The following is a 17,153-nucleotide window of genomic DNA, read 5'->3' as shown; positions in this document are numbered from 1 at the left end:
TGCCGGATGCACTTCCGGCGACGTGTCTCGCATGAGAGACACCGCCCCACCGGCGCTACGCCCCCAGCCCGCCTGCCGATGAGGCAGCCATCGAGAACGTCGTGGCGGTACTGGAGCTGGCGTAAGCCCCGCCGGATGGCGGTGATCAAGTCGTGTGGTCGGCGAACGCGCGGTTGGCCGTGGTGGTGCGCCGCAGTACCGACCAGATGCCCTCGACCGGGTTGAGGTCGGGTGCGTAGGGCGGCAGTTGCAAGACGGTGAGCCAGTCCCGTTCGGCGATGTAACGGCGCATCCCGGCTGTCAGGTGGGTGTTCAAGTTGTCCCAGACCAGCACGATCGGGCCGCCGAGCTGCTGGTGGGCGGTCTGGATCAGGTCGCGGTAGTCCTTCCAGGAGAAGCTTTTGCGTCCGTCGGGCCGGGCGTCCGGGCAGGGCCGGTAGACCAGCCGTGAGTGTTCGCCGGATCTGTAGCAGGCCAGGGCTGCGACGGATAACCGGCGGCGGGAGCGACCCCGCACGCGCACGACCGGAGTGCGGCCGCGGCGGGACCAGGTGCGGGTGGTCGGCGGCGTCATCGAGAAGCCGGCCTCGTCCTCGAAGACGAGCCAGGCGCCGAGCGCCGCCACGGTCCTTCCACCTGCGGCCAGGTCTCCTTCACCCAGCCGGCCGCCGCCTCGTCGCGCTCCAGCGCACGGCGGTCCGGCACCTGGCAGCTCCAGCCGTGCCGCTTGAGCAGCGCGGCGACACCCTGGACGGTGTAGCTCTTGTGGAACCGGCGCCCGGTGAGCGTCTTGATGCGTGACAGGGTCCAGGTCTGGTCCGGCCAGCCGTGCGCTACCGGTCCCTTGGCCAGCTCCTGCTCCAGCACGGTGAACAGTTCGTCACTGAGCAGTGGCGAGGACGCCGGCCCTGTGGAGGCCAGGGGTCCCGGCCCTCCCTGGGACCGAGCCTTGCGCCAGCGCTGCACCGACCGGACGCTGACCCGCAACTCGTGCGCGATGACCGCGTTCCCGTCGCCCTGAACGAACCGCTCGGCCGCCTCCAGCCTCAGCTTCTCGCGGAAGGCCCGACGCTCGTCGGTCAGCCCGCCCCCTTGCGCATACCTCATGCAGTGGGCATACCGCAGGGATCAAGGACCGTCAGCCCCTGCCGACACCACGCTTTGAAGGTCAGTAGTAGGCCGGGGCAGCCCGCAGGACTCGGTGCGTTACGGCAAGTTCGTCTCCCATGTGGTGCCTCCCGCCAGGTGGCGAAAGGGATACGTTCGCCATTGCCCCGTAGGCCCTCGTCCACGCGCGTCCTACCAGCTGACCCCGCCCTGGTGAAGCGTCTTCGATGCAGGGGGCTGCCCAGGTTTTGGGATGTGGCTCACCGCCGCGCTCGTCGTCTGCGGGCTCGCCTTCGCTGCCCAGCGCTGCCCTATGCCGGCACTCACCGGACGCGCCCTGCTCCGTTCCGCAGCGCCGCCGGGGGGACGTGCCCGGCCTTGCTCTCAGTCGGCTCTTCGGGCGAGGAGTTCATTCCATCTAAGTGAGGTCCTGCCAATTCTCGGCGGCGGTTATTCAACAACCGTAGGAGATATTTTGCAGCACGGCAATTACCACGTATCTTAGCGCACACATGACAGTTTTCCATGTGCTGCTCGTAGGTTTCGCGTGCTGCCGCCAGGGGGTCATTACTTGAGGGCATGTGAGACTCCTCTCAGTGAAGGTTTCCAGGGACCGGAACTACGCATGACATGTTTGCCATAGTAGTGAGGCAGGGATGATTCGAGTGAAAGACACAGCCGTGCCCGAACCGAGCAGCTAATCCTCCGCGAATGCACCCTTGTCCTGATGCGCGATAGGAGCGCCGGTGAGTATCAGGGGTTCGACCTGACCATACGGCACATCGGTGGGCGTCTTTGTACGGCCCGTGACAGAACCGAGCCATCCGAGGAAGAAGCCGAGGGGAATGGAGACGATGCCAGGGTTAGCGAGTGGCAGCACATCAAAATTCCTATGCGGCAAAAGTGCGTCGGGGTTGCCGGACACCGCAGGTGAAATAAACGTCAGAGAAAGCGACAGCGCAAGCCCCCCATACATGCCCCAGAGGGCGCCCCGTGTAGTAAGCCTCTTCCACCACGAGTTGTAGACGATGACAGGGAAAACTGAAGAAGCCGCGATAGTGAAGGCGAGACTCACCATAAGAGATACATTGATTGTCTGCGCATACAGAGAACCGCAAATAGCGATACCTCCTACGAGTCCTACAGCGACGCGTGCCACCCGCAACTCATTCTTCGCAGTAGCCCTGCCCTTCTTACAAGAGGACGCATAGAGATCGTGAGCCAATGAGCACGCAGCCGTAAGGGCGATGCCGGCTACCATGGTCACGATAGTAGCGAAAGCGACACATGCGATGACTGTAACGAGAACAGAACCACCGAGGAATCTGGCCAGCAGCAGAAGAGCCGTGTTTCCGGACGCTGAGTTATCCCGGATGGCTTGTGCTGTTACGAGTGCTGTGGCGCCCAGACCAGTCACAAGCGTCATCGCACAGAACAGGGCGTAGAGAAGCCCCGCGCATGCTACGGACTGACGCGCCTTTCGCGCTGAGGAGACCGCACTGATTCTCGTTAGGACATGAGGCAGACCAGCGGCACCCAGCGCAAAGGAGAGCTGAATGCTGAGCAGATCTATTCTGCCACCTCGCCCTTCGAAGCGAAGGCCCGGCGACAGGAAGCGATCACCCGACCCACTATTTTGAGTCGCTCGCTCCAACAGCGCGACCGGGCTCCAATGGAAGCGCGTCATGACGGCGTAGGAGATGAAGGCCGCTGATCCGATGACCGCCACGGCCTTCAAAGCTTGGACCACAGTCGTTACCTGCATGCCTCCCAGGAAGGCGAACAGAGTCATCGCGATACCGAGGACGATGACCGCTCCACGCTGCCCTGCAGAACCTTGAAGGCCAAAGACCGGCGCCACTAGTGCCCCGATACCGACCAACTGTGCCGTTAGATACAGCAGGCAGATGGTCACCGTGGTGACCGCTGATGCGATGTGCACACGGCGCGAATGCAGACGCAATGAAAGGACGTCACCTATGGTAAACCGCGCAGTCCGACGATAAGGCTCCGCGACAACCAAGAGAACAACTACCCAGGCAAAAGCCGGACCGATCGTGTAAAGAATGCCATCATAGCCACTCAACGCGATCAGACCAGGATTACCGAGCAAGGAAGCCGCTGACAGATACGCGCCGAATAGGGCAAGCCCATTGAAGGCCGCCGAAAGGCGAGGAGAGCCGAGGTAGAATTCTCTGAGCTCATCTCCGTCGGTCGCGCTACCTCCGATAGACAGGAGGAGGAGTAGCATGACGAAGACCGCAAAGATGCCGAGCACTGGTATCTCATATTCCGGCGGCGCCGCCACTGCCGATACGAAACTCATTGCGTTTCCTGCCGATAGTTTCGAATAGATAGATGGTGCTTGACTGTCTATGTCGCCTACCATCACTCAGGTATTGGGCGTGGCGCTGTTGTCCGCAGCGTCACTAGGTCAGCGCCGGGGATTATGCGACATGCGACTGAGTCGCTGAGCTCTGTGTTCTACGTTCGACAGTGCGACCGTTGATATCGACGCGGGCCCCAGCGCGTATTAAGCCAGCAGAAGTATTGTTGCAGATGCCCCGCTTGCGCCAGTAACACATCTTCTGGCAGTGCACGGTTTTCCATGCGACTCCAGTGCCATGGCACCTGCCGTTTCCCTCCCATTTGTGGACTGCGCCGAGCCTTGACCCCGCCATACTCCTAGCACGGAGATCACTTATCCGCGGAAAAATCTCCGCCTGTCCGCCGAGGCTTTCGGCTGCGTCGACGCAACTGACAGTGCATAACTGCGCGCAAGGGGATCACGCACCGCCTTGGTGTAGCGAACGTGCCAAGCGATCACTAGGGCTGCAACACCCAACTGGAGAAGCGTAAGGAGGAGTCCAATAGTGAGTACGCTGATCAGCTTGAAGTGCATCACCCGAGGCGCTGCGTTAGTCAGCAGTCCTACGATCATCTGCGTCACTACCGCACCTGCCGCAACTATCAGCGGCCTTCTGCTCGCGGCACGCACAGGAACAAGGGACATTTCGCTGGAACCCTCGGCGGGCATCCGATGGTCACTCGTTCTTGCATCCGTATACGGACCGCCAGCCGAATGTGGTCCTTGGGAGAGCATGAGGGCGTCCTCGGTTAGGTTCTAAACAGTGCTCAGAAAGGTTTGCTACACCGCCTAGCGATTCTGCAACCGCCTGTCAGCGTGACCGCACACAGCGTACCGTCGGTTCACATGTCATTAGTTGCTATCCCTATGCGGGTGTTGCTGTTTTCGAACTTTCCGTCACAACCTGGGCCCGCACCTCTGTGCTATTTGCGAGACATGAAGCGTTCGATCCGAGAAAGGCGCCCGGCTTGCGCAACAGAGCTCCAGTCCGCCATGGCCGCGGCCGCAGCCTGCGATGCTCCGCCTGCCGACGCCGACGGCGGGCTTATCGCTGGTGTCAAGAGCCCCCTAACGCTGCTGAGATGCAATCACTACAGCGGGCTGCGGCACCGCGGTGTCCTCCTGATCGGCACCGGGGCGCTCGGAAGCGGGGTGGAGCTTGCCGAACTGCTCCAGCGGGCGCGCGTACGCCTGCGGCCGCGGTTCAGTCCTGTCCGGTCTCCCATCCGCCTACGGTCGCCCGCCGCAACTTTGGCGCGGCGGGCGCCTCGTCGAGGGCTGGCCCGGCGGACAAAGCATCCGATCACGATGTGCTGGGTGGGGCGGCTGGTGAGCCGCCGGTCGAGCCCAGCGTGACCCTCCGGGATCTGGGTACGGGTGCGCCGGCTGCTACGCGTGACTGTCGCGACAGACGGTGCGTCTTGCTGGCTCGCGGCATGCAGGTATTCCGCGTCTGCTGGAAAGTCCCCAGGGCCGCCGTCACGTTTCATCGTGGGCAAGGCCGTTCCGCCACGCCCACGCGGCAATCTCCACACGGTTGCAAGTGGCCAACTCGGCCTTGATGTTGGTCAGGTGCGTCTTCACGGTGCCTACCGTGATGCACAGCGCGCCGGCGATCTCGGCGTTGGTCAGTCCTTGCGCCACCAGCCGGACCACGTCGACCTCACGCGGCGAGAGGTCTGCCTTCGGCCCTCGCGCAGGGGGCGTCCGCTGGGCGCTGCATCTCTACCCGCTGCTGTGGACCCACCTGTTCGACGTCACCGGCTCGCTCTGCCCCCTGAAGCTGCGCGAGACCTGGGCGGCGGACCTCAGGGCCTACCTCGACGACGCGGTCCGTCTGGTGGGCGCGGACGGCTCCCCCCTACTGCACGGTGTGTACGAAGTGATGTTCGACCTCAACGACAGCGACTGGGTAGGAGTCGTCGATGTCTTCGGGAACAATGCCGAGCTGGTAGCCGCACTGGAAGCCGATAAACGGCGGCCCATGGAAATCCTGACTCAGCGGTTCGGTCTGACCCTGCCGAAAGAGACGATCCTCACCGGCACACTACCCGGCGCGATCATCAGCACCTGACAGGAACAGTGGGACCGACCCCGAAAAGACTCTCAGCTGCGGCGCTGTCGCAGCCGCGCATGAAGTCGACGTACGGGTGAAGGACGGAAGATCGCCAGGGTGGGTCGTCGCCTGGCCACGCAAGTGATCGACCTGCCGGGGCACACCCCTCTGCCCAGGCTCATCGACTGCCACGCCCATGTCATCGACGGTTCCCTCGACACCCGCTCTCACCTACCAGGTCGCCCGCGCCGTCCCCGCCCTCGCCGATCTCCTACGCGCGGTTCACCACCGTGCAGGTCCTCGTCACCACCGTGCAGGTCCTCGACAGCGCCCACCAGGCCCTGAAAGTCTCCCTCGACGGCGCCATTGACGACGGCCCCCTGAGCGGACCACGCATGATCGTCCCGCCCCACATGACCTCGACACCCGGCGGACACAGCGACAAGACCCCGCACCTCGCCATGAGCGCTACTATCTCGCCGACGGCATCCTCCACACCGTCCGTGCCCAAGCCCGCGCAGGCGCCGACTGAATCATGTTTACCGCCACCGGTGGTTTCTCCTCCCCCGGCGCCAACCCCACCCACACCGGCTACGACGCACCTGGTAGCTGGGGGTGGCTGACATGGCTGGGAGCGATCACGGGATCGGTCTCGGCGGGCGGAGTCCCGTCGAGCATGGGGCCTGCTGAGGTAGATATGGCAATCCCAAGAGAGAACGGGTCACAGCGCCCCGCACATCGATGTCACACCGCGGGCTCCGTGAGCGACTGCTCGGCCCAGATGACCTTTCCCTCTGGCAGATAGCGGGTGCCCCAGCGCTGGGTGAACTGCGAAGTCAGCAACAGGCCGCGCCCACCTTCATCCGTCGTTCTCGGATGCCGCAGGTGCGGAGCGCTGGCTCCGCCGTCGAATACCTCGCAGATCAGGGAGCGTTCGAGGATCAACCGCAGCCGGACGGGGCCGACGGCATGCCGGATGGCGTTGGTGACGAGTTCGCTCACCACGAGCTCGGTCGTGAAGGCCAGCGCGTCCAGTCCCCAGGCGATGAGCTGCCGTGTGCTTGATCGGCGCGTCTCGGCGACCAGGGCTGGGTCGGCCGGCACGTCCCAGGTGGCGACGTGTTCGGGGGCCAGGCGCTTGGTGCGTGCCATCAGCAGGGCCGCGTCGTCGCGTCGTCGCGGGGAGAGAAGTCTGTCCACGACGGCGCAACACCTTTCGTTCATCGACGGATCAACGCCTGCCACGTTCCTGCGTAGACGCTCTCTGGCCGCGTCCAGGTCCGTGGGGCAGGCGTCTCCCTCGCCCTCCGTGCCATCACCTCCAAGGAGGCCGTCCGTGTACAACGCGAGTGTGGTGCCTTCCGCCAAGTCGAGCTCGACCGCCTCGAAGGGCAGGCCGCCAACGCCGAGGGCAGGACCGACGGGCATGTCGGCAAAGGTGGCGGTGCCGTCGGGGGCGATGACCGCCGGCACCGGATGCCTCGCGCTGGCCATGACGCACCGCCCCGTGACTGGATCGTAGACCGTGTACAGGCAGCCGGCTCCCACTGTGCCGTGTCTCCCGGCAGGGCCCCGGGTGCTGTGCGCGACCAGATCGTCGAGATGGGCGAGCACCTCCTCGGGAGAGAGATCCAGGTCGGCGAGGGTGTGGACAGCGGTGCGCAGTTGTCCCATCGACGCGGCCGCGTCGATGCCGTGGCCCGGTACCTCTCCCACCACAAGGGCGACTCGTGCTCCGGACAGCGGGATGACGTCGTACCAGTCGCCGCCGAGGCCGGTGAGCTCGTCGGCCGGCCGGTAGCAGGCGGCGACGTCCACCGCATCCTGCTCCGGGATCCCGTGCGGGAGCAGGTTGCGCTGGAGGGCGAGGGCCGCGTCCCGTTCGCGGGTGTATCGGCGGGCGTTGTCGACACAGACCGCCGCGCGGGCCACGAGGTCTTCGGCGAGGCCGAGATCCTCCTCGTCGAAAGCTTCCTGATGTTCGCGCCGGAAGAACGTAGCGACGCCCAGAGTGACGCCGCGCGCACTTATCGGCACGAACATCGCGCTGTGCAGCCCCAGGTCACGGAATGTGGCCTGCCGGCCGGGAGGGAGGCTGCCGATCCACAGTCTCGCGAGTGGATCGAGGCGCTCTGTACGCCAGGACTCGCCACTGGTCAGGCACCGGACCGGAGGGGAATCGACAAGGTATGAGGTCGCGGCACCGATCTTCACCAGCGCCTCTAGTGCGCCGTCTGTGGTGGATTGCTGCCCGGCTCGGCGCAGTGACGCGACATCCTGGCCGGTCAGGGACCCGGACGGAGGCTCCATGCCGCGGAGCACGGACTCCAGCAGGTCCACGCTCACGAGGTCGGCAAGCCCGGGTACGGCCACATCGGCCAGCTCCTGAGCAGTACGTGCCACGTCCAGCGAGCGTCCCATGCGTTGTCCCGCCTGGGCGAGCAGGGCCAGCCGCTGCCGGGCGCGGCGGCGTTCGGTGGTGTCCTCGACCGTGTAGAAGACGCCGACCGGGTGCCCGTCGTCGTCCTCCAGTCGGGTGAAGGACATGGAGTATGACGAGTCCCGGTCTGGTGCCGATCGCACCCGGCCCACAGTTTCGAAGGCGGTAATGGGTTGGCCAGTCTTCAGGACCAGCCGCATCCGGGCTTCGTACTCCTCGGCGACGAGGCCTGGCTGAACGTCGGCGAGTCTCTTCCCCAGCCGTTCCTGCGGGATACCTCCGCCGAACCGGGACAGGGCGGTGTTCGACCAGACATACCGCAGGTCGGTGTCCAGGATCGCGATGCCCACGGAAGACCGGGAGACCATGCGTTCGAGCATTCCGCGGCTCATGTCCCATCCCGGAGCACGGCCCAGCTCCTCCAAGAGCACCAGCCACCGCTCGGGGTCGGACTTCTCCGCGAGCAGGACGATCCGCACCTTTAGCCTGACCGGGCGTCCGTCCCGGTGCCGGGCCGTCAGCAGCCCCGTCCAGCCCCCGTTCGCGCGACAGCGCTCAGCCAGCTCCGGTACCCGTGCCGCGTCCTCGGGGAGCAGCAGTTCTCCCGCGCTCCGGCCGACCGCCTCCGAGGCGGAATGGCCGAGAAGCCGCTCGGCGTCGGGGGTCCAGCTGGTCACCCGTGTGTGCGCGTCCAACAGCAGCGGTGCGGCATCAGCCACGTCGAAGCGTTGCCAGGTGGTGCCGGGCTCCTGGTGTGTCCCCACAGCGGCACTCTCCGTCCCTGTGAGCGTTCGGTCCCTCGCATCTCATTGTTCCACCAGGTACGGCTCCCGTCAGGCGCCGGAGCGGCGCGGTTACAAACGGTGACTATCGTGGAAGGGGACCGAGCGATCGGCAAGCCGAAGGCCGCTGTCGCCTCTCTTCAGGGCGCTGATCTCCGCTGCATTGGACACGGCGGTGTCCTCCGTGGACCGGAGGCCCAGGTCAAGGCCGACCGGACCGCACAGCCGTTTAGTTACTTCTCGGTCAGCCCAGCTCCGTCAGCCGGTTCCGCCGGTGCTGATGGGTGCAGCGGGAGCCCATCGCGCCGATGCAACCGACGTCCGGCAGCCCAGCGGCACGTCCAGCAGTGGGACGTCGAATCCGGGGTCAGCACGCAGATCGCGGTGCGCCCATCGATGCACACGGCGGCCGCCTCAGACTTCAGATCCTGGTACGGCCGCTCAACCACGGCGTCGTCGACGCACCGGTCCGGGCCGGGGCCGCTGCGGAGTCGATGGCACGAACACCAGCATCCGAGGCGGCGGTGCGAGGGACTCTGGCGGGCCCCCTCGACGAAAGCCATAGGCGCATCTTTTCGAGCCCTGGCGGGCCTACGTCCGCGCCCCGCACGGCGTGGAGGCGTGGCCCGCGCTACGGGGGCGGGGCGGGGTGCCGGTGAGGTACAAAGCTCGGCCGGCGCACGTTACCTGCTCGCGTGCAGCGCCACCAGCAACTGCCACACCTGGTCGGCGATCGCGGTGGGGGAGGCCTCCAGGAGGCCGTGCAGCCAGTCGGCCAGCACTCCGGCGAAGGTGGCGGCGACCGCCGAGGCCACCAGCGAGGCGTCCGCCGCACCCGCCCGCGTGCGCTCGCGCAGGCTGTACTCCCGCAGGTCCCGGTGCAGCACCCGCCCGAGCGGACCGCCTCCGCCGGGCGCCAGGAGCGAGCGGTACAGGCCGGCGCGCGGGACGAGGGAGGAGAAAAACCCGGCCAGCGTGTCCGGCGCCCGCACCGGATCGGGCCGTTCCCTCCAGGCGTGCAGCGCCTCGACGGCCTCCCGTACGACATCGGCGCAGGCGTCGACGGCCAGTGCCTCCAGGTCAGAGTAGTGCACGTAGAACGTGGCGCGGCCGACGCCCGCACGGCGCACCAGCGCGGCCACGCCCACCTCCTCCAAGGGGCGCTCGATGCACTCCTCGAGCAGGGCGGAGCGCAGCCGCACCCGGGTGCGGGCGGCGCGGGGGTCCTCCGGGGCCGGGCGGGTCATCGCGCGAGGAAGACGGCAGCCAAGGCGAGGCCACCGGGCAGGGCCTGAGCGACCAGGATGCGCCGGTTGGCGGTGGCGGCGCCGTAGACGCCCGCGACGACCACGCAGCACAGGAAGAACACCTGGGCACGGAAGCCAGTCGGGTCGCCGGCGAGCAGTCCCCAGAGCAGCCCGGCCGCGAGGAACCCGTTGTACAGCCCCTGGTTGGCGGCCAGGGGTGCGGTGGTGCGGGCCGTATCCCGGTCGAAGCCGTGGAAGGACCTGCCAGGACGGCGCTGCCAGAGGAACATCTCAAGCACCAGGATGTACACGTGCTCGGCGGCGACCAAGGCCACCAGCCCGTTCGCGACGGTCCCCATGAACGGCCTCTTCCTCCCGGCCCCTTGGGGCACATTTTCCTGGACAGGTGTCCACTGTAGCGAGACACCTGTCCAGTAACTGACGAACGATCCATTCCGCAGGCCGCACACGACCAGCACGAGCACCCCCGAGAACCGGTCACACCAGCATTTCGATCTGCGTCTTCGGGTTGGCGAAGGCTCACTCTCCGGCGGTGGATTCCGCCCAGTGGAGTGGTTGGTGGTCAGCGTCGGTGTGCACCGACCGTTCGCATCGGGTCGGCGCGGGCCCGTGTGTCGGCGGGGCGTTCAGGCGGCTGAGCGCTGTTGGTGGGACGGGAGGGCCTGTGCGAGCCCGTTGGGATGAGCACCTGCCACGATCAGTCGCTCGTGCTCATGGTCGGTGTCACGGTCAGCCAGGGCCGCCGGGAGTGGATCCTGGGCTCCGCCGCGGCGGTCTTCTCCCGCGTCGTGTACCAAGCAGTTGCGCTGTGCTCCCTTGCCGCAGTCGGTCGCACTGAGGACCGCCCGGCGCGACGACGTCAGGTCACTGCACCGTGCGGTAGGCCTGCCACACGGTCTGCTTCAAGGTGTTGCCGTTCGCATCCGTCAGGCTGGCGCGCAGTGACACCGTGCCGGCCTTGGCCGGGTGCCGCAGGTCGAGCTGCTTGCCGCTGCCGTCGACCGGCGCCGTCTTCCAGGTCTTGCCGTCGTCGTAGGAAACCTGGAAGGTGAGCTTGCGGAGGTGGCCGCTCTTGGCCGTGCCCTGGACGGTGAAAGGCACCATGAAGGCCGTACCGGCCCTGGCCGTGCCGGCCGTAGAGAGCTTCGGCGTGAAGCGGACCGCCGACACCGGCAGTTGCTGCGCTGTGGTCCCGGTGACATGTGCCGAGCGGAAGGTCCACTCGGCCGCGACACGGGTGCTTGTCGGGAAGATCGTCGAGGAGCGGGAGATGTCGGTGCTGAGCCGGTACGTACCCGCTCCGGCAGGGAGGGTGTGCGTGTCGCCTTCCAGCGGGGTGGTGGTGGCGAAGATCCTGGTGCCGCCCGCGTAGAGGGAGCTACGGGCTTTGGTGTAGGCCGACTCGCCCATGTTGCCGTCGCCGTCCGAGAAGAGCGGCAGGTACGCCTGGAAGGTGTCGCCGAGACGCGCCGCGCCGGGCCGCTTCTCGCCTGGGGTGAGGGCCCCGGAGGGCAGGGCCGGGCCGAGGACGGCTGTGTTGAAGCGGACGGTGTAGTCCTTGCCGGCGGCGAAGGCCCTGGGAGCGGCGGACTGGTTGGCGCGCCAAACGGGCTCTCCGTCGGTGCCCGGGAGACCGTACTCGGAAGCGCCCAGGTGCCACTTGATGCCGTTGGGAAGTACGTAGTCGGTATCGGCCAGCGGCAGTTTGCCTTCGGTCGGGGTGAAGTCGAACCAGTCGCCCGAGCCTGGCTGGAGCGGGGCGGCGATGACGCTGACGGTGTCGCCCTTGGCGAGCGGGCCGACCTGCACCTTGACCTTGGTGAGCTGGTCCTGCCGCACCTTTGTGGTGAAGCCCGACAGGTCGCCGGTGCGGTTCCAGGCCAGCCGGTAGTTCACGGTCCCGTGGGTCCAGGTTCCGCTGTACTGCACGTATGCCTCGGCGGCGGGAACCTTGGCGCCAAGTTGCCCGACGCGGAGGGTGTCGAAGCCGTCGACGCGGTAGGTGGAGAGGTACCTGTTGCCGTCGACATAGATGCCGAGGTTGGCCACGGCCTCGGTGTTCTTCGCGGCGGTGTCGGGCACGGTGATCCGGACCGGCTTGGTCCGGCGGGCGTCCATGACCAGGGTGGTGTCCTTGGTCAGCGCGAACTTGGGATGGAACAGCACCGCGAGATTTGAGGAGCTGGTGCCGTGGGTTATCCGGCCTTCCAGGGTGTAACGCCCCTTCGGCAGACGGACGGTGAGCGTGCCGTCGGAACCGTCGGCGATGTCGGTGAAGACGCTGTTGTCCAGGCCGTAGATGTTGGTGCTGGCGCTGGTGGCGGGCTTGCCGTCGCGATCGAGGTGCTTGAGGGTCAGGTTGTACGACTCGACCTCGCGCTGCACGCCGATGGCGGTGCGTACGCTCGTGGAGCCGTCGGCGGTGGTCGCGGTCAGCGAGCCGCCGAACGCGCCGTCAGCCGTGCCACCACGGTCGTCGGCGATGACGGTGGCGGTCGCCTCACCGCCGGCCGGGACAGTGAGCTGGTGCTGGGTCACCGTGAACATGCCGTCGGGAGCCGGCTTCCCGTCCGGGCCGACGGCGTCGATGCCCAGGTCGAGGGTGGCCGGCTTGTCACCGGAATTGTGGTAAGTGACCTCCTTGGTGACGGGCTGGTCGTCGTCGTGCGGCCACTGCTGCATGCCGAAGTTCACTGTGGCAGGGCTGCTGGTGACCAGCTGTTTGATGGCTTTGGTGAGGTCGACCCGTCCGGTTCCCTGGGCGTAGGCGGAGGCACCAGAGGTCGGCTTGGCGGAGGCGGTGAGCGCGGCCTTGATCTGCCGGCCGGTCCAATCAGGGTGCTCTTGGGCGAGGATCGCGGCGGCTCCGGCGACATGCGGCGTCGCCATCGACGTACCGCTCATCGAAACATAGCCGTCGGCGGCCGGATCGCCCATGTTCCCCTTCGCCGCCCTCGCGGCGACGATGCCCACACCGGGTGCTGTGATGTCCGGCTTTAGGGCGCCGTCGGCGGTGGGCCCGCGGCTGGAGAAGCGGGCCATGGCGTCCTGCCGGTCCACCGCGCCCACGGTCAGAGCGGCTGCGGCGCTGCCCGGCGTGCCGACGGTGCCCGCTTCAGGACCCTCGTTGCCTGCGGCGATGACGAAGAGGGTGCCGGAGGAGGCGGACAGTGCGTTGACCGCCTGCTCGATGGGGTCGGTGCCCGGGGTGTCCGTGCCGCCCAGGCTGAGGTTGACCACCTTGGCGCCCTTGGCGACCGCCCACTGCATCCCGGCGATGATGCCAGAGTCGTCCCCCATGCCGGTGTCGCTGAGCACCTTGCCCACCAGCAGCCGCGCGCCAGGAGCGACCCCCTTGTACTTGCCGCCGAACTTCGCCCCGGAGCCCGCGATGGTCGACGCCACGTGCGTGCCGTGGCCCGCGCGGTCCACGACGTCGTCGGCCGCTCCCGACCCGGTGAAGTTCTTCTCCGCGTCGATACGGTCCTTGAGGTCGGGGTGGGTGGCATCGATGCCGGTGTCGAGCACGGCGACCTTGACGCCCTTGCCGTCGTACCCGGCGGCCCAGGCGGTCGGCGCGCCGATCTGCGGTACGCTCTTGTCGAGGCTTGCCTTGACCTTGCCGTCCAGCCAGATCTTCGCGACCTTCGCGGCACTGGCCGCGGCGAGCGACGGCGCCTTGGCACCCTGGCCAGTGAGGGTCTGCCAGAGCAAGGACGCCCGTGACTTGGGGGTCCGCAGCGCATCGCCGTTGATGACCGGTAGCCTTCGGCGCACCTGCGTGCCGGTGACCGAGAATGTGCTGGCAGCGACGGACTTGCCCTTGGCATACGACACGATCAGCGGCAGGTCGGACCGCCTGGCGTCGTCGTAGTGCAGGGACATCAGCTCCGTGACATCGAACAGCCGCCGGTCAGCCTTGCCGCTCGCGACCAGTGACGCGGCGTCCTGTGGTTCGACGTAGGTGTGTCCGTGGGCCTGCTGGACGCGGAACGTCGTTCCCTCGCGACTCTTGCCGGGCGTGACGCGTGTGACCTTGCCGGCGCCGTCGACGGTGACCTGGTCACCGGTGATCAGGGTGATGGTCTTCGATACCCCGATCGATGCGCGAGTGTTGGTCGCCGCCTGGGTCACCGGCGCGGCCTGAACCGCACCGCCGGTGACCGCTGCGGCGAGGAGCAGCGCCACTGCGCCAGCGCGTGCCGTCTGTTTTCTGTACGTATTGTTCGGTTTCAACTCGGTCCTTCCGACTTGTCGTCAGGGGATTGGCTGCCCGCCACATGGGCGGCGGGCAGCACAAGGGCTCGGCTCGGTAACCGCAGGGCGGTTTACGAGCCGAAGGGGGGTGTCCCGGTGATAGGTGTTGGGGTGCTGGGGCGTTCCGGCTCTGCGTCAGGCGATGCGCTTGCGGCCCCAGACGAAGATGAACGCGATGACGGCGACGGTCAGGGCCAGCAGGACGGAGGCGCCGAACCACTGCATGCCGGACATCTGAGAGAAGGGGATGTAGTCGACCCGCCAGCCGACGATGCCCTTCTTGTCCAGACAGGCTTGCTCCGACTTCTCCGTCGACCCGGTGACGCAGGTGCCCCAGCCGTAGAGCCTTCCGGAAGCGGTGGTGAACCAGCTGTCCACCTGGTAGGCACCGCTGGGCACGCTTGGAGGACCGACGTTCATGACGCCCGTGTGGGTGGTCAGGCTGACTGCGTTGCCGAGCTGCAGCCGGAACTGCGACCAGAGGACCTGCACGACGACCGCGAAGCCGAAGGTGACGACCATGGAGGTCAGGGTGCGGCGCAGCACCAGGCCGATCGCGACACCGCCGACCAGGGTGAACAGGGTGAGTGCGGTCAGCACCGGCCCGGTGTTGTCGAAGACGATGCCGTCGGTCCACGGTATGAAGTCCGGGTGCTCCTTCATCGGGGACCACCACCAGCCGAACAGCTGGGAGAGCACGACCGTGCCCACGAGGACCACCAGGACGGTGATGCCGAGCTTGGTGGCGATCCACCGGATGCGGCTCACGGACTGCGAGGTGACCAGCTTGGCGGTGCCGTTCTCCAGATCGCCGGCGATGAGCGGAGCGCCGACGAAGACACCGATCAGGACAGGGATGAAACCGAGGGCGTATCCGGTCAACGTCAACGCGCCATTGCCGATCTGCCTGTCCCAGCCGTCCGCCTTCGGGTGGGGCCACCCGACGGCGTGGAGGCTGTCCATCATCCCCATGCGCTGGTAGAGCAGCCAGCCGGCGGCGAGGACCGTACCGCCGATGAGGGTCCAGAACGCGGCCCGGTGCTGGCGCCAGACCACCCAGTTGAGACCGGTGAGGCGCGGGCCGCGGCCGGTGGCAGCCGGAGAGGTCCGGGTGCTGGTCATGGTGGTCATACCGCCACCGCCTGCGCGAGGTCCCGGTCGCTGACCCGGGAGTCGGCTGTGATCAGGGGCGGCACCTGTGAGGCGCGCAGATAGGCGAGCAAAAGCTCCTCAAGACCCGGGGTTTCGGAGTTCCAGAGCGCGTCGACCGGTCCGGCCGGACGCACCAGCGCGGTGATCCGGTGTCCGCTTCTGTCGACGCGGGAGTCCACGACGGTATGCCGCGCCAGGGCCGCGGACACACCGGCGGTGTCGCCCTGCGGGAAGGAGCCTGTCAACCGAAGGTGAGCGGTGCGCAGTTCGTCCACCTCACCGGCGAGCCGCAGGCCACCCTCGGCGATGACGAGCAGGTAGTCGCAGATGTTTTCCAGCTCGGCGAGCATGTGGGTGGACATCAGCACTGTGGTGCCGTGCTCAGCTGCCTCGGCCATCAGGGCGCCCATGAGTTCATGACGCACCAGCGGGTCGAGGTCGGACATCGGCTCGTCGAGCATCAGCAGGTCGGGACGCTTGCCGAACGCGACGGCGAACGCGACGCGGGTGCGCTGCCCACCGGACAGGGTGCCGATCCTCGCCTCCAAGGGCACATTGCCCGCCCGGACGATGTTTTCGGCGGCCCGCTGGTCCCAGCCGGGATTCAGCTCCCGTCCCAGACGCAGCGTCTCGGCCACGGTGAAGCGCCGGTAGAGCGGCTTCTCCTGGGCGAGGAACGCGGTGCGGCGCTGGGCCTCCTCGGAACCGGGGGCCGCGCCGAATACCCGCACGCTGCCGGCGGTCGGATCGACGAGGTCGGCCGCTATCCCCATCAGGGTCGTCTTGCCGGCGCCATTGGGGCCCACCAGACCGCAGATCCGGCCGGCCGGCAGCCGGAAGGAGCAGTCCCTGAGAGCCCAACCCCGCCGGTGCTTCTTGCCCACGCCGTACGCCTCGATCGCGGTCTCCGCTCTGTCACGGGTTTTGCCGAAGCCGCCTTCCGGACTCGTGTCACGAAAGGCCGTCACGTCGTCGCTCCAGCCGCTGTTCACATTGCTCTCCTCTGCTCTTCAATCTGCTACGCATCGTGTTTTCGACGTCCGCCGCCCTCCCGGCATACCGCTCGCCTCGTTCCTGGCCGACGGTGACTTGCTGGGGGGTGTGGCGCAGGGCAGGCGGGACCTCGGCAACGACTCCTGAGGAGGGGGTTCTCGATCCACGGCGACGCCGCGGTGCCCGCCTGCCGACGCTGCCAGGCCCGTCGGGCCGGGCGGTGTCCCGTCCGGGTCAGCCGGCCTGCGACGGGGTCTGCTTCATGCCGTCGACGACGGCCCGGTTGGTGATGGCGCTGGTGTTGAGAACCGTGCCGGGCTTGATCACAACGCCGTCGCTGGTGACCTCGCGTACCTGGACGCTGCGCTTGCCGAGGAAGACATGGGTCTTCTCGTCGAAGATCCATTCCTGGCGCTGGCCGCTGGTCTCGTCGAGCCTGGCCACCGCCACTCCGTGTCGGCCCGCCGCGTCCACCGCGTCGTGCACGACGACGACACCCGGGATCTTCTCGGCTGCCTTGAACAGAGCCGGGTACAGTTCCGCCGGCGGGTAGCTCTCACCGACCAGGTCCCCGATCGTGGTGAACGCCTCCTGGTCCGCAGAGTTGCCGTGCCCCTTCGTCTCCTTGTAGATCTTGGCCAGGAGTCCGTCGGGGTCGGTGGTGAGCTTGGCGAGGTAGTCGTACGACGGAGTGTTCAGGTACGCCTTCGGCGTGTTGCCCTGCTCGTCG

11 protein-coding genes and 1 pseudogene are annotated in these 17,153 nt (G+C 67.0%); 1 reads left to right on the top strand and 11 read right to left on the bottom strand.

Going from position 1 to position 17,153, the window contains the following annotated elements; genetic code table 11:
- Positions 1–80 precede the first annotated feature (80 nt).
- The 4 genes and pseudogenes from AB0F03_RS35420 to AB0F03_RS35405 form a co-directional block, all read right to left on the bottom strand.
- Positions 81–574: pseudogene (locus tag AB0F03_RS35420) on the bottom strand (transposase); the annotation flags it as partial.
- The gene (locus tag AB0F03_RS35415; protein ID WP_361999971.1) at positions 571–1,107 is read right to left on the bottom strand and encodes a winged helix-turn-helix domain-containing protein; all 537 of its coding nucleotides are present in this window, start codon (positions 1,105–1,107) and stop codon (positions 571–573) included. The pseudogene AB0F03_RS35420 and the gene AB0F03_RS35415, both read right to left, overlap by 4 nt.
- A 697-nt stretch (positions 1,108–1,804) precedes the next feature.
- The gene (locus tag AB0F03_RS35410) at positions 1,805–3,496 is read right to left on the bottom strand and encodes a cation acetate symporter (RefSeq protein ID WP_361999985.1); all 1,692 of its coding nucleotides are present in this window, start codon (positions 3,494–3,496) and stop codon (positions 1,805–1,807) included.
- Positions 3,497–4,954: 1,458 nt separating this feature from the next.
- Positions 4,955–5,119, bottom strand: coding sequence for a LuxR C-terminal-related transcriptional regulator (locus AB0F03_RS35405; protein WP_361999969.1), 165 nt, complete (start codon positions 5,117–5,119; stop codon positions 4,955–4,957).
- Between AB0F03_RS35405 and AB0F03_RS35400 the strand changes: the two genes are divergently transcribed.
- Positions 5,070–5,549 (top strand): hypothetical protein, encoded by a 480-nt coding sequence (locus AB0F03_RS35400; RefSeq protein ID WP_361999990.1) that lies wholly within the window; start codon positions 5,070–5,072, stop codon positions 5,547–5,549. The two genes, AB0F03_RS35405 and AB0F03_RS35400, sit on opposite strands and share 50 nt — an antisense overlap.
- Positions 5,550–6,275: 726 nt before the next feature.
- Here AB0F03_RS35400 and AB0F03_RS35395 read toward each other — a convergent pair.
- The 7 genes from AB0F03_RS35395 to AB0F03_RS35365 form a co-directional block, all read right to left on the bottom strand.
- On the bottom strand, positions 6,276–8,735 hold the full coding sequence (locus tag AB0F03_RS35395; RefSeq protein WP_361999967.1) for a SpoIIE family protein phosphatase: 2,460 nt from the start codon (positions 8,733–8,735) through the stop codon (positions 6,276–6,278).
- A 701-nt stretch (positions 8,736–9,436) separates the two neighbouring features.
- Positions 9,437–10,000, bottom strand: coding sequence for a TetR/AcrR family transcriptional regulator (locus AB0F03_RS35390; protein WP_361999964.1), 564 nt, complete (start codon positions 9,998–10,000; stop codon positions 9,437–9,439).
- Positions 9,997–10,359 (bottom strand): DUF1304 domain-containing protein, encoded by a 363-nt coding sequence (locus AB0F03_RS35385; protein WP_361999962.1) that lies wholly within the window; start codon positions 10,357–10,359, stop codon positions 9,997–9,999. Before AB0F03_RS35385 ends, AB0F03_RS35390 begins: the two co-directional genes overlap by 4 nt.
- Before the next feature lie 526 nt (positions 10,360–10,885).
- Positions 10,886–14,209 carry a S8 family peptidase gene (locus tag AB0F03_RS35380; RefSeq protein WP_361999959.1) on the bottom strand — a complete coding sequence of 1,108 codons (3,324 nt, stop codon included), beginning with the start codon at positions 14,207–14,209 and terminating at the stop codon, positions 10,886–10,888.
- A 204-nt stretch (positions 14,210–14,413) separates the two neighbouring features.
- A complete protein-coding gene (locus tag AB0F03_RS35375) occupies positions 14,414–15,409 on the bottom strand; it encodes an ABC transporter permease subunit (RefSeq protein WP_361999957.1) in 996 nt (331 codons plus the stop codon).
- Positions 15,406–16,329 (bottom strand): ABC transporter ATP-binding protein, encoded by a 924-nt coding sequence (locus AB0F03_RS35370; RefSeq protein WP_361999982.1) that lies wholly within the window; start codon positions 16,327–16,329, stop codon positions 15,406–15,408. The genes AB0F03_RS35375 and AB0F03_RS35370 overlap by 4 nt, the downstream gene beginning before the upstream one ends.
- A 328-nt stretch (positions 16,330–16,657) precedes the next feature.
- A partial coding sequence (locus AB0F03_RS35365) for a CU044_5270 family protein (RefSeq protein ID WP_361999954.1) occupies positions 16,658–17,153 on the bottom strand: 496 nt, incomplete at its 5' end.

The sequence above is a fragment of the Streptomyces sp. NPDC028722 genome (assembly GCF_040637655.1).
Taxonomy (GTDB): domain Bacteria; phylum Actinomycetota; class Actinomycetes; order Streptomycetales; family Streptomycetaceae; genus Streptomyces.
This window is presented reverse-complemented; position numbering and strand designations above follow the sequence as displayed.